The 12947-nt window shown below is 34.9% G+C and carries 13 protein-coding genes; 1 reads left to right on the forward strand and 12 read right to left on the reverse strand.

From position 1 onward, the window contains the following. Positions 1-95: 95 nt before the first annotated feature. The 12 genes from AC0IXC_RS24795 to AC0IXC_RS24850 all read right to left on the reverse strand — a co-directional run bounded on the left by AC0IXC_RS24795 (position 96) and on the right by AC0IXC_RS24850 (position 11383). Positions 96-1334: a sensor histidine kinase gene (locus AC0IXC_RS24795; protein WP_033708775.1), complete on the reverse strand. Its 1239-nt coding sequence runs from the start codon at positions 1332-1334 to the stop codon at positions 96-98. Positions 1335-1345: 11 nt separating this feature from the next. Continuing rightward, positions 1346-2017, reverse strand: coding sequence for a response regulator transcription factor (locus AC0IXC_RS24800; RefSeq protein WP_002091066.1), 672 nt, complete (start codon positions 2015-2017; stop codon positions 1346-1348). A 212-nt stretch (positions 2018-2229) separates the two neighbouring features. Beyond that, the gene (locus AC0IXC_RS24805) at positions 2230-2934 is read right to left on the reverse strand and encodes a metallophosphoesterase family protein (RefSeq protein ID WP_002029682.1); all 705 of its coding nucleotides are present in this window, start codon (positions 2932-2934) and stop codon (positions 2230-2232) included. Between the two features lie 419 nt (positions 2935-3353). Then, positions 3354-4730 (reverse strand): ABC transporter substrate-binding protein, encoded by a 1377-nt coding sequence (locus tag AC0IXC_RS24810; RefSeq protein ID WP_002029681.1) that lies wholly within the window; start codon positions 4728-4730, stop codon positions 3354-3356. A gap of 27 nt (positions 4731-4757) precedes the next feature. Continuing rightward, positions 4758-5579 (reverse strand): carbohydrate ABC transporter permease, encoded by an 822-nt coding sequence (locus AC0IXC_RS24815; RefSeq protein WP_002125118.1) that lies wholly within the window; start codon positions 5577-5579, stop codon positions 4758-4760. Next, positions 5576-6508, reverse strand: coding sequence for a carbohydrate ABC transporter permease (locus tag AC0IXC_RS24820; protein WP_000573576.1), 933 nt, complete (start codon positions 6506-6508; stop codon positions 5576-5578). Before AC0IXC_RS24820 ends, AC0IXC_RS24815 begins: the two co-directional genes overlap by 4 nt. After that, positions 6508-7605 carry an ABC transporter ATP-binding protein gene (locus AC0IXC_RS24825; protein WP_471653505.1) on the reverse strand — a complete coding sequence of 366 codons (1098 nt, stop codon included), beginning with the start codon at positions 7603-7605 and terminating at the stop codon, positions 6508-6510. Before AC0IXC_RS24825 ends, AC0IXC_RS24820 begins: the two co-directional genes overlap by 1 nt. Then, positions 7602-8168 carry a glycerol-3-phosphate responsive antiterminator gene (locus AC0IXC_RS24830; protein WP_002169199.1) on the reverse strand — a complete coding sequence of 189 codons (567 nt, stop codon included), beginning with the start codon at positions 8166-8168 and terminating at the stop codon, positions 7602-7604. The genes AC0IXC_RS24825 and AC0IXC_RS24830 overlap by 4 nt, the downstream gene beginning before the upstream one ends. A gap of 307 nt (positions 8169-8475) precedes the next feature. Then, a complete protein-coding gene (locus AC0IXC_RS24835; protein ID WP_002125110.1) occupies positions 8476-9156 on the reverse strand; it encodes a GNAT family N-acetyltransferase in 681 nt (226 codons plus the stop codon). 170 nt (positions 9157-9326) lie between these two features. Further along, positions 9327-10199, reverse strand: coding sequence for an ankyrin repeat domain-containing protein (locus AC0IXC_RS24840; RefSeq protein ID WP_002029673.1), 873 nt, complete (start codon positions 10197-10199; stop codon positions 9327-9329). Positions 10200-10488: 289 nt separating this feature from the next. Next, complete coding sequence (locus tag AC0IXC_RS24845) at positions 10489-10992, reverse strand: nitrous oxide reductase accessory protein NosL (protein WP_002140312.1); 504 nt, start codon at positions 10990-10992, stop codon at positions 10489-10491. A 136-nt stretch (positions 10993-11128) separates the two neighbouring features. After that, positions 11129-11383: a hypothetical protein gene (locus tag AC0IXC_RS24850; RefSeq protein WP_149190134.1), complete on the reverse strand. Its 255-nt coding sequence runs from the start codon at positions 11381-11383 to the stop codon at positions 11129-11131. Between the two features lie 254 nt (positions 11384-11637). Here AC0IXC_RS24850 and AC0IXC_RS24855 point away from each other — a divergent pair, with 254 nt between their 5' ends. Next, positions 11638-12942 (forward strand): CitMHS family transporter, encoded by a 1305-nt coding sequence (locus tag AC0IXC_RS24855; protein WP_061689361.1) that lies wholly within the window; start codon positions 11638-11640, stop codon positions 12940-12942. Positions 12943-12947: the final 5 nt, after the last annotated feature.

The raw sequence follows: 12947 nt of genomic DNA on the forward strand, positions 1-12947 counted from the left end.
CATCACAAGTTTCCATTATGTAATACATGCTACAAGTTATTCCTTAACTTTCCCTTAAAAAAGACGACCTTGTAAAAACAAGGTCGTCTTCTCACTTATAATCTTTGATTTTTTGGGAAAATCACTTCAAAACAAGTTCCTTCTCCCCATTTGCTCTCTACCGATATTTTTCCATAATGCTTTTCTACAATCCAATTAGCGATTGAAAGACCTAACCCAGCTCCTTCTGACATACTTCTTGCTTTGTCTCCTTGATAAAAACGATCAAATAAATTTGGAATATCTTCTTCTTTAACTCCTATCCCATTATCTTTCACCCGTATACAAATTGAATTACTCGTTTGTGTGCAATCAATTTGAATATGCCCATCTTCATTCGTATACTTCATCGCATTATCTAACAATATGACCATCATTTGATGGATTCTCTCTCTATCACCCATAAACGTTATATCACGTTCTACTTTTAATATCATCGCTTTTTCTTGATAAGAGGCAATTTCTTTATATGGATTTATAATTTCTTCTAACAACTTATCCAGTTCAAATGTTTTCTTATCCATCTCAATTTGATTAGAATCCGAACGTGCTAACAACAATAAATTGCTAACGAGTTTCGATAGCCGCCTACATTCTTTTGAAATTGTAGAGATATCCACGGCTTTTTCTTCTATCGTAGCGGATGGCGACTGGAATAATACATCCGTTTTTGATTGAATAACTGCAAGCGGTGTTCTTAATTCATGTGATGCATCGGAAACGAATTGCTGCTGTTTCTCCCATGAATTTTGAATAGGTATGAGTGCCCTGCCAGCTAGGAAAAAACCGATACCTATTGCACATAGACTGCCTATGCTACAACCTATTATGAGAATTAAAAATAAAGTATTTAGCATCTCTTCTTCAGCTGTTGTATCACGTACAATTTGAACTATTTTTCCATCTTCTTGAAACGCAAACGTTCTAAAATATCGTCCTTGCACTTCAATATCTTGCAAATCCCCTACCTTTTTTGGAGAAAACTTTTCCAAATCCCCTTCAAAGTTAGAGCGAAATTTATGGTTATCGCCTTCTATCTCCACTATTTTTCCATTCCAAGTTATTATAGTTATCCGTGGGTCTCGAATTTTGATATTCTCTATACGTTTTCTTGGTGGTGGCATTTTAACATCAAATTTTTCTCTATACTGAGTTATCATTTTTATAGATTGATCCACTTCATTATAAGTACGCTTGTATGTGTACGAATAAATAATACTACCTAATACACCTATTAATAGGATAAATACTAACGAATTCAATATAGTTAGACGAATACGTGTCTTTTGAAACATGCTTCCCTTTCTCATTGTTCTTTTAATATATATCCAATACCACGAACGGTTTGAATATCTTTCTGATAACCGAATGGTTCTAATTTTTTACGTAAATGATGTACATACACTTCTACAATTGCTACTGTCGTATCTGAATCAAATCCCCAAACACGATCGAAAATTTGTTCACGCATTAAAATCTTCCCGCTATTTTGAATGAGATACTCTAGTAGCTCGTATTGTTTTAATGTCAGTTTAATACCTTGTCCATCTACTTGAATGTCTTTATCTTTTCCGAACAATTCAATTCCTTTATAGCGAATGGTCTGCTGTGTTGTTAAACTACCACTTCTGCGTAGTAATGCACGAATTCTCGCTTTTAATTCAGGGGCCTGAAACGGTTTAACAATATAATCATCTCCACCAAAGTCCAATCCTTTCACTCGATCTTCTAAAGAATCTCTCGCTGTCAAAAACAGGACTGGCGTTTCAATCTTTTCATCACGTATTTTTTGAATCACTTCAAATCCGTCCATTTCTGGCATCATCACATCAAGCAAAATTGCATCATAAATGTTTTGCAGCGCCAAAAACAAGCCGTCTTCCCCATTCATTGCCGTATCCACTTCAAATTCATCACGTAAAATTTGTACGATAGACTCTAATAACGAGGCATTATCTTCTACTACAAGTAAGCGCATATTCTCACCTTCCACAATCTATTTCAACTCTCTTTATTATTGCATCTCTTCTCTTCATAACGAAATAATGTAATCATATTATGTAATTTCATTTTCAACTATTTCCTTCTAAAGTTTTGCTCGATATAAAATTTTGAACCTTTATTATAAAGGCTCTTTCTTAAATTTTGCTTAATAAAAAATTGAAAGAAATAAGATTACCCTTATCTCTTTCAATTTTTTACTACATACACCTTTTTACTCGGCAATTCTAAACAATTTAACTGACCACCATAAACCGCACCGCCATCAATTCCAATAATACGATTACTACCAAAATACACTCCGCAATTCTCACTACCATGAAGCGTTTTTGTTTCCGTATGGCCAAATACAACAACCTTTTCGCCGCTATATCCATTATGAAATTCATTACGGATCCACATTAACGTATATGGTTCAGATTCAGAAACTCGGTTCATCGGCTCAACACCAGCATGTACAAAGATATACTCTTCTGTTTCAATGTAATGATCTAATTCTTGAATAAACGTTACATGTTCCTCTAATATGTGAGATTGTAAAATCGGTTTTTGGAAGTTTTCCTCATTAACCGCAATGTCTTCTTCTACAAATCCATAGCTATATAACGTTTTATCTCCACCATTCCTTTTTACCCAATGGTTCCATGAACGTTCCTCATCAGTCGTTAACGCCTTGATCATCATATCTTCATGATTGCCCTTTAGAACGAGGGCTCCCGCTTCTTTTAACTCTTTTACCTTTTCAATTACTGCACGCGCATTTGGACCACGATCTACATAATCCCCTAATAAAATCAATTGATCCTGTCTTGCATCGTATTGAGCTTCTTCCAATAACTGTTCGAACTTTTCTATTTCTCCATGAATATCACTAATAACAAGTATTCTCTTCATTTCTTCCCCTTCTTTCTAAACCATTCTCTTTCTAATTATAGATTAAAACGACAGAAATTTCTGAATCACAATCCGAAATAGCATTTATTACAAATAAAACTATTATCCTTACAACAATGTAAGTCTCTTGTCATCCAATTCGATGGTTGCAATTACTGCATTTCCTTATACTAAAAGTAAGAAATGAAACAAAAAACAAGGAGAGATGAGATATGAAAAAAGTGATGGAAGTTGTAGTAGCGGTGGCAGAGGTTTTTGTAAATGGGAAACAAGTTGCAATGGAGTTAAACAAATAATGAAAAAGACAAAATTCATTCTAGACCCTTTACTCATATAAACGAGATAAGACTTCATCATTTCTTTGATCCCTTATCTCCCAATAAAGAAAGCCGCATCCTGAAAAAGGATGCGGCTTTCTCTTATTTTTGACTCGTACGAGCTGAAATACTAATTGCTCTATCTGTTGCTTTTGCAGCTTCATCTAAAGCTTCTTTACTATTCTTTCCGTCATACATTGCTTCTAATGCTTTTACAACTGCATCTCTTGATTCTGGGAATACACTAATTAATGCCCCTTGAGTTGCTGGAGATTGCTTCGTTGCTTGTAATTGCTCTACCGTTACTTTTAACTGCGGATACTTTTCATACTGCTCTTTTACTAACGGCTCATTATATGCATCTGGATTAATTGAGAAATATCCTGTTGCAGTATGCCATTTTGCTTGTACATCTGGCTTCGTTAAATATTTCATAAAGTCCCAAGCACCTTGCTGCGTTTCTTCTGAAACCATATTCGTCATCCATAATGATGCACCGCCAATAACAACACCATTTTGTTTCGAATCTTCTGGATACGGAATATACGAAACGCCTACATTAAACTTAGATGCATCAATTAAATCACGAACACCAGCTGAAGAATCTAAATACATAGCAACTTGTCCAGACTGGAACGCAGCACGAATATCATCCCAACTTGCTCCATACTTTCCAAGTGCACCAGCTTTATTTAATTCATCTAACATCCCAAATACTTTTTGACCTTCTTTTCCGTTAAATACCGCTTTCTTTGCAGCATCTTTACGGCCGTTTTCGTTGTCTACATATAAAGCACCTTGTGTCGCTAACAACTCTTCAAAGAACCAACCATAATTCAGCATTGAAAATCCATACTGCTTTACATTTCCGCCTTCTTTAATCGTTAACTTTTTCGCCGCTTCTTTTAACTCATCATATGTTTGCGGAGCTTTCTCTGGATCTAATCCAGCCTTCGCGAAAGCATCCTTATTATAAATTAATACTGGTGTAGATGAATTAAACGGCATAGAATACATTTTTTCATCAACTGAATAATAGTTCGTAATTGCTTTTTCTAATTTTGATGTATCGTACTTATCTTTTTTAATCCAGCTATCGATAGGCGTAATCTTTTTGCTATCAATCATATACTTCGTTGTAATTTCACTCGATTGAACAAGAGCTGGCGCTTCTTTCGTTGCAGACATCGTTTTAAATTTCGTTAAAGACTCTTCGTATGTTCCTTGGAACTCTGCCTTTATCTCGTATTTATTCTGCGACTTATTATAGTCTGCAACAAGCCCATCTAGTACACCTTGTGTTTTTCCACCCATTGCATGCCAGAAACGAATTACAGTTTTATCACCATTCTTTTCAACTGGAGCTACTTTTGCCTGTGCTTCAGGTTTCCCCTCTGTTTTACTATTTGAACAAGCTGCGCCGGTTAATGCCATTGTGGCTGCCATTAAAAGAGCAGCACTTTTTTTCAATAAACTCATCTCAATCCCACCTTTTCCTATGTATGCTTATTTAATTGCACCTTTTGTTAATCCTTTTTGTAATTGCTTTTGCCCTAAAAATAGTAAAATCAACGTTGGAATGACGATAACCGTAACACCGGCCATTACACTGCCCCAATCAGTTGCAACTTCTTGAGATTGAAGCTGCTTTACACCAATTTGAACCGTTCTTACTTTTTCATCAGTGGTTACTAAGAGCGGCCACAAATACATATTCCACGTTGTTAAAAAGCTATATACTCCAAGCGTAATAAAACTCGTTTTACAATACGGAATTACAACACTGAATAAAAACCTTACATTTCCAATCCCTTCAATAAAAGCAGCTTCTTTCAGTTCATTCGGAAGTGTCATAAAATGTTGACGTAGTAAGAAAATACCGAAAGCTGTTGCAAAAAATGGCACCGTCATCCCAGCAAAACTATTAATCCATCCGAAGTTTTGAATCGTTAAAAAGTTCGGTACCATCGTTGCTTCCCACGGAATAAGCATTGTTGAAATAAACAAGAAGAAAATTAAGTTTCTGCCTTTAAACTGAAGAAAAACAAAAGCATAAGCTGCTAAACTGGATACGATAAGTTGTCCAAGCATAACAACTGTCGATACAATTAAACTGTTATATAAGTATGTAAAAAGAGGTACTTTTTGAAAAATATTAATGAAATTATCAAAAGTAAATTGAGTTGGAAATAACCTTCTCATTTGAATATCGTCTGGTGTCATAAAGCTTATTAAAAACGCATACAGTACAGGAAAAAACACCATTACTGCACTAATAATGAGCAGCATGTATAATAGGAAATTTTGTTTCCACTGTTTAACGATCATTTATAATGCACCTTTCTCTCAGCAAACTTAAATTGAATCAATGTAGCAATAAAAATGAAAATAAATAATACCATCGCTTGTGCACTTGCTGTTCCAAATTGATGATTCACAAATGCCTCTTTATAAATCGAGTACACAATTAAATTCGTTGCATCATTCGGTCCACCGTGCGTTAAAATATCAATTTGTCCAAAGCTTTGGAATGCACTAATTAACGTTACTGTCACGATAAAAAATAAAGTTGGTGATAGCATCGGTAATGTAACGCGGCGAAGCTTATATAAATAACTAGCACCATCTATAGATGCACTCTCATATAAAGACGTATCAATATTTTGTAAACCACCTAATATAACTAAAAATGCAAATCCTGTATTCACCCAAACCGTTGTAACCGATACAGAAAACAGTGCCCATTCTGGACTCGTTAACCATGCGATTGCAGGAAGATTCATAGAGGCTAATATATTATTAAATAACCCTACACTTGGATGAAATAAAAATAGCCAAATCACTGCACTAGCAGCTACTGATATTCCCATCGTTGAAGAAAATAGTACTCGGAATAACCCGATCCCTCTTACTTTTTCATTTGCAATTAATGCAAGAAATAAGGCGAATACAATGCTAGTAGGAACTGTATATAAAACAAATAATAAAGTTGACTTTATACTTTTGTAGAAAGCAGGATCCGAAAATAAATATTGATAATTTTCTAAGCCAACGAAAAGATTAGCTTCTCCGTGTATATCTGTTAAATAAAAGCTATAGTAGATCGTCCTAAACAATGGATAGAAAAGAAAAATTGAAAATAACAAAATAGATGGCGCCAAAAACAATAATCCTATTCTTAAATCTTTCGTTCTGCCCCATAAACTCTTCTTTTTTGACACTGTTGTTTGAACTGGTAACTTACCTACTTCAATCATTATTTCGCCACCACTTTCAACTCTTCTTCAGCCACCACTTTTAATCGTTCATTCTTATTTTGATGAAAGAAGCATAGTTTTTCTTGCGAGAATAATAATTTTACTTTGTCACCTTTGTTCAGGAGTAACTGTCCGATGACTTTCGCACTCCAAGTTGTTCCATTTACCGCAAAGTTTAATATAGATTCATTCCCTAATACTTCTACAGATTGCAGCGTCACTTCTTGTCCTTCCTCAGACAGTGCAATATGCTCAGGACGCATACCTATTCGAATAGTTCCTTCTGGTAATTGCTTTAGCTGTCCAATAGATAATGGGATTTGCAATTGCCCTATATGTAATATGCCTTTTTCTTTATCCACTTCCCCATCATTTATATTCATAGAAGGAGAACCTATAAAACTTGCAACAAATTCGTTTGCTGGTTCGTTATATATATCAAGCGGTGTTCCAACTTGTTGTATACTTCCTTTATTTAAAACCATAATACGATCTCCCATAGTCATTGCTTCTATTTGATCGTGAGTAACGTAAATCATCGTAATTCCTAATCGTTGCTGAATTTCTCTAATTTCAATCCTCATCTGTGCACGTAATTTCGCATCTAAATTCGAAAGTGGTTCATCCATTAAACAAATCGGTGCTTGACTGACGATGGCCCTAGCAAGTGCAACACGCTGTCTTTGCCCGCCTGATAATTGGCCCGGTTTCATTTTCACATACTCTTTCAGTCCTACCATTTCAATAGCTTCCATTAATCGCTTTTGTCGCTCTTCTTTTTGTACCTTCCTTACCTTAAGTCCAAATAAAATATTTTCTTCTACAGTTAGGTGTGGATATAATGCATAATTTTGAAATACCATTGATAGATTACGGTCTTTCGGCTCTAAATCATTTGCAACATGTTCATTAATAATTAAATCTCCCGAAGAAATTTCTTCTAAACCAGCCAGCATTCGTAATAATGTACTTTTTCCACATCCAGAAGGTCCAACTAAAACAAAAAATTCTCCTCTTTTAATATGAACTGATACGTCTTTAACTGCTGTCTCTTCCGTATTTTTATATACCTTTGAAACATTTTTCAATTCAATCACAAGGTTGCACTCCTTTTTTCTTCTTGTATCCACACTTCATAATGACTCGTTGAAATTGCACTTGCTCCTGCACGAATTGCGATTTCTGCATCCTCTCGCGTTTGAATCAGCCCACCTGCAATAATAGGGAATTTTATTTCCTCCGCTAGCTGTTTAATAATAGAAGGCATAATGCCAGGCATAATCTCTACTGCATTCGGTTTAGTCGTTTTACAATTTTCAATTGATTTTGTAAGAGATAAAGTATCAACAATAAAAATGCGTTGAATCGTTTTCAATCCAATTTTATTGGCATTTCGAATTGTCGATCCCTTTGTCGAAATAATACCTTGTGCTCCGATAACATCTTGAATATATAAAAGTGCTTCCTCTGTGTTCGTATTTAAGCCTTGTATAAAATCACAATGAAGAAATACATCGTGTCCATGTTTCTGTAGTTCATATACACGCTCTGGTAACTCCAGCATTGAACCAGTCATAAGAAAAACTGTTTTCGGTAATTTTTTGTATGTTTTGTACCCTTCCCAATCCTTTATCATCGCAATATAAGGTTCTTTAAACATTCATTCCACCTAGCTTTTCTATTTTTATCCAAACTAAAAACACCTACTTACATAGAACACCTTTCTCCTTATTTGAACTCTAGGGAATAGAGCACACTTAAGAAAGCGGCACGTTATATGTAAGCGGGTGTTCTCAAATGTTCTCTACCCTAGTTATTTTGTTATCTTTACTATATTACGCATTTATTAAGTCAGTTTTGATAAATTGTTAATTAGATGTTAATCGAATGTTAATATTCACCATATCACTTTTACAATAATCTAGATATACGAATAAACCCCAACAGAACACAACAATGTTTAAAATTCAATCAATGTGTAAATTCATTCCATAGTTAATGAGTTTTAGTTTTCTCGCCACTGCTTGCGAAGCAAAGTTATCCCAAGAAGTACTATAAAGCGGAATGCGCTTTTCCTCTTGTATTGATAGTGCCCAGGCTGTAACGACATCAGCACCATATCCATTCCCTTGAAACTCCACTAAAGTTTCCACACTTGCCTCAGCAGCTACGGGCGTACTTCTGGCACTGCAACATATAGAAACTACCTTTTCATTTTTTACAATTGCAAAATAAGGTCGCCTCCATTCCATCTGTTCTATTAGATTAGAAAAATTTTCTCGCAAAAGCTCTTTATTCTTCTCTGTTATTTGTATTGTTCTAGTTGGCTTATGTAAATTATTAGGGAACATGAAAGCAGGACCCACCCAAATATTCTCCACCGTTCTCTCTTCATTTAATACTTTAATAATCTTTGCTATCTCAATGTGATTTGAGCATTCTCGAATTAATTTCTCAATCTTACTTATCATTTCACCATGCAGTTTATAATGATACCTCGTTATATTCCCTTCACGAGTTCTGCTAAGAAAAAAACGTGGTGCTTTCAGATTTCCATTTTCATTTACACACTTTATTCTTCCTACTTGATTATGAACAAATAAAACTTCTGCCTGAATTGCTATTAACTCAAGTTCTGAAAATCGCATTTATACCCTCCTTAACTACTATTTGTAGCCTTCTCGATATAGCATCCATCCATTTTTTCAAAACAAAAATCCCATTTAAATACACATTACTGAATCCATCATACTAAAATGACTTCTTCATTCTGTCTATCTAAATGGGATTATCTCGTGCTTTTTATTTCTTCAGCTTGTTATTCTGCCAGTTGTGGTTGCGGCTGTACTACTTCATTCGCTCCAGCTATCCTCAACATATTCGCAATATCTTTAAAACCTCTTTTTTCAGCATATTGCAGCGGCGTAATATTTTCCTTATTGGCCATATTTACATCTGCCCCGTGGTCAATAAGCATTTGAATTACTTTCTTATGACTTTCACTACCATTTCCTAATACAATTGCTTCTAATAAAGCTGTTCCACCACGTTCATTCTTATAATTCACATCAATATCTGTATGCTCTAATAATTCTTTAACAACCTCTACATGGCCACGCTCAGATGCAGAAATAAGTGCTGTTCCACCTGACTTAGTCGTTTCCTTCGTATTAACTCCTGCATTAATTAATACTTTTACAATATCCGTATATCCTTCTCTACTTGCATAAAGAAATGGATTACTTTGTTTTTCGTCTTGAATTTCAATATCAGCACCCGCATCAATTAATGCTTTAACTGTCTCTACATGATTTTGATACGTCGCTGCAAGGACAGGCGTTTCTCCGTTGTCACCTTCTACATTGATATTCGCTCCATCTTGGATCAGCTTCATAGCTGTTTCTGTGTCTCCAAGCGTCGCAGAAAGTAGCAACTGTTTGTCCATTAAATTTATACTTTTTTCTTCTTTAGATTCTTCCTGTTCTTTATGCTTTTCTTTTTTCTTTTCGTTTTTCACATGAACCGGTTTTGATTCTGGCTCCTCTTGCTTATCGCAAGCCACTACCGTCATTAAAAGTCCTAATAACATACATAATAAAATTTTTTGTTTTCTCACAACTACAGCTCCTATGAAAGATAATGTTTTCTTAACCATTCCTCCATCACATACAATAACTCTTCTTGAGTACATTTATCCATAAGCCCTTTAGATTCCTTCTTTAATCGGATTATCTTAAACTTATACTATGTTTCTCAACCTATTGGAATGATACGCCTGATGGCCTCATCATTAACATTATGAAGCAATTAGTTTAGCACGTTTTTACCGCATTTGTATATATTTCTAAAAAGTACATAAATGATTGCTTTAGGTTACTATATTCCATTGTAACCGTTCTTCTAAAATTTTTACACCTTTTCTATATTTGCACCTGAGTAATAATAGAAAAAGACAACTATATAGTTGTCTTTTTCTATTATTAATGATGCCCACCGTGATTCCCTGTTTTCGGTTTCCCCATCATCTCTTTATTCATTTCCCATTTATGCTCTGATAGCTCTTTATACGAAAGAACTTTCCCCTTATAGTTAGATACAAAACTCTCTGCATCTTTTTTATTTTTAAATGAAATGACATTATAAGCCATCGGTGTCGTTATTGTTTTATCATATACGTAAGTAGCATCTTCTAACGAAACCCAATCTTTCGAATCATAATCTCGAACAAATTTTTCTTTCGTCTTTTCACCTGAATTGATCTCCATCCATTTATACATACAACCGATATCATCAAACTTTAACGCTTTTCCACTTTCTAAAATGATTTCTGTTGCAAATTGATTATCCATTACCCCGATTTGGCAAATATCACATTTATCATGTTTCTCATTAATTGCCACAGCTTTTATTTCCTGTTTTCCACATCCTACTGCCATAAAGATGAAACATACACATATAACAAGTACGACATATTTTACCCTCATTAATATTCCTCCCTAAAAACCGTATACTCCACGAAAAGAATAGCAGAAGGTTGTGTGAGATTTGTGAAAAAACAATGTTCTTTTTGTAATATATGGAACAAAAAAGAGATGTGCAGTTACTTCTACACATCCCTCATCATTCACAACCAGTAATTAATAAATCATCTTCCAGCTTAACTAATAATGTATCCGTATCAATTTCCTGTCCAACTTCTACATTTACTAATCTTATATTTCCACTGATCCCTATCCCGATTTTCTCAAGCTCACCATCGTGCTTTCGGATCATCATTAATTTCTCCCATTCATATACGTAAGAGGATTCATTAATAAAAATCTCCTCTACTTTTCCTTTACATGAACTATAAATTTCTTCTATTCTTGTTTGCATTCAAAATCTACTCCCTACTTCACGCTTCGCTATTTCCATCTTATTCTATCATTCTTGTACGAAGGCATTTATCTTTTTAAAAATTCAAAATTACCCTGTGAACAAAATGATCAAAATAAAGATTATGCTTCTAATGATGTTATTTTTCAAATTATTTACCATTCCAATTGAACCTTTTATTATAAACAAAAAACCTTTTATCTGAATTTTTATTTTATTTTGAAAGCGTAATCATTTTTTGAGGGGGAGATCACATGGTAGCATTACTTGGATTTGCAATGGTATTCGTCTTTATGTTTTTGATTATGACTAAACGTATGTCAGCCTTAGTAGCATTAATATTAATTCCAATTACTTTCGCATTAATTGGTGGCTTTTATGCCAATATGGGCCCGATGATGTTAGAAGGAATTCAAAAGCTAGCACCTACTGGTATTATGCTTATGTTCGCCATTTTATATTTCGGAATTATGATTGATAGCGGTTTATTCGATCCTGTTATTAGTAAAATTTTAAAATTTGTAAAAGGTGATCCTTTAAAAATTGTTGTTGGTACAGCTATTCTTACTATTATCGTTTCATTAGATGGTGACGGAACAACAACATATATGATTACAGTTTCCGCAATGTATCCACTATATAAACGTCTTGGAATGAATCCACTTATATTAGCTGGGGTTGTTATGTTAGGGGCAGGTGTTACAAATCTTACACCTTGGGGTGGACCAACTGCTCGGGTTATGAGTGCTCTTGGACTTGATGCATCAGAGCTCTTCACACCACTTATACCAGGAATGATTGCTGGTGCAATTTGGGTAGTTTTCGTTGCCTATTATCTTGGAAAAAAAGAAAGAAAACGTTTAGGAATTATGGATGTACAATATTTAAAACAAATGCAAACAATGGATGAGCAAGCTGCGACTGTTGAAGCTGCCGTGCATAAACGCCCTAAACTGCTATGGATTAACTTTTTATTGACCGCTACATTACTTGTCTGTCTCATACTAGAAGTTATGCCGCTACCTGTTCTATTTACAGTCGCTTTTGCTATTGCCGTTATGATTAACTATCCAAACTTAGAGCAACAAAAAGAGCGTATTGCGTCTCACGCTGGAAACGTATTAGCGGTTGTTTCTCTCGTCTTTGCTGCTGGAATTTTCACAGGTATTCTATCTGGAACAAAAATGGTAGATGCGATGGCTCAAAGTGTTGTTACTCTTATACCAGATGCACTTGGCCCACAGCTTCCAATTATTACAGCTTTACTAAGTATGCCGTTCACATTTTTCATGTCTAATGATGCTTTTTACTTCGGCGTATTACCTATTTTAACGAAAGCTGCTGCCGCTTACGGAATTAGTGCAGCAGAAATGGGACGTGCTTCGTTACTCGGTCAACCTGTTCACTTACTGAGTCCCCTCGTTGCTTCCACTTATTTATTAGTCGGAATGGCCAAGGTTGATTTTGGTGAACACCAACGATTCACTTTACTTTGGGCCGTTGGAACGACAATGGTTATGTTGATTACTGGAATTGTAATTGGAATTATTCCAATATAAGATGA

The organism is Bacillus sp. AC266 (assembly GCF_979253805.1).

Excerpts from the sequence above, each read along its gene's own strand:
- AC0IXC_RS24795 (WP_033708775.1), bottom strand. The coding sequence starts at position 1,334 with ATGTTTCAAAAGACACGTATTCGTCTAACTATATTGAATTCGTTAGTA.
- AC0IXC_RS24800 (WP_002091066.1), bottom strand. The coding sequence starts at position 2,017 with ATGCGCTTACTTGTAGTAGAAGATAATGCCTCGTTATTAGAGTCTATC.
- AC0IXC_RS24805 (WP_002029682.1), bottom strand. The coding sequence starts at position 2,934 with ATGAAGAGAATACTTGTTATTAGTGATATTCATGGAGAAATAGAAAAG.
- AC0IXC_RS24810 (WP_002029681.1), bottom strand. The coding sequence starts at position 4,730 with ATGAGTTTATTGAAAAAAAGTGCTGCTCTTTTAATGGCAGCCACAATG.
- AC0IXC_RS24815 (WP_002125118.1), bottom strand. The coding sequence starts at position 5,579 with ATGATCGTTAAACAGTGGAAACAAAATTTCCTATTATACATGCTGCTC.
- AC0IXC_RS24820 (WP_000573576.1), bottom strand. The coding sequence starts at position 6,508 with ATGATTGAAGTAGGTAAGTTACCAGTTCAAACAACAGTGTCAAAAAAG.
- AC0IXC_RS24830 (WP_002169199.1), bottom strand. The coding sequence starts at position 8,168 with ATGTTTAAAGAACCTTATATTGCGATGATAAAGGATTGGGAAGGGTAC.
- AC0IXC_RS24835 (WP_002125110.1), bottom strand. The coding sequence starts at position 9,156 with ATGCGATTTTCAGAACTTGAGTTAATAGCAATTCAGGCAGAAGTTTTA.
- AC0IXC_RS24840 (WP_002029673.1), bottom strand. The coding sequence starts at position 10,199 with ATGTACTCAAGAAGAGTTATTGTATGTGATGGAGGAATGGTTAAGAAA.
- AC0IXC_RS24845 (WP_002140312.1), bottom strand. The coding sequence starts at position 10,992 with ATGAGGGTAAAATATGTCGTACTTGTTATATGTGTATGTTTCATCTTT.
- AC0IXC_RS24850 (WP_149190134.1), bottom strand. The coding sequence starts at position 11,383 with ATGCAAACAAGAATAGAAGAAATTTATAGTTCATGTAAAGGAAAAGTA.
- AC0IXC_RS24855 (WP_061689361.1), top strand. The coding sequence starts at position 11,638 with ATGGTAGCATTACTTGGATTTGCAATGGTATTCGTCTTTATGTTTTTG.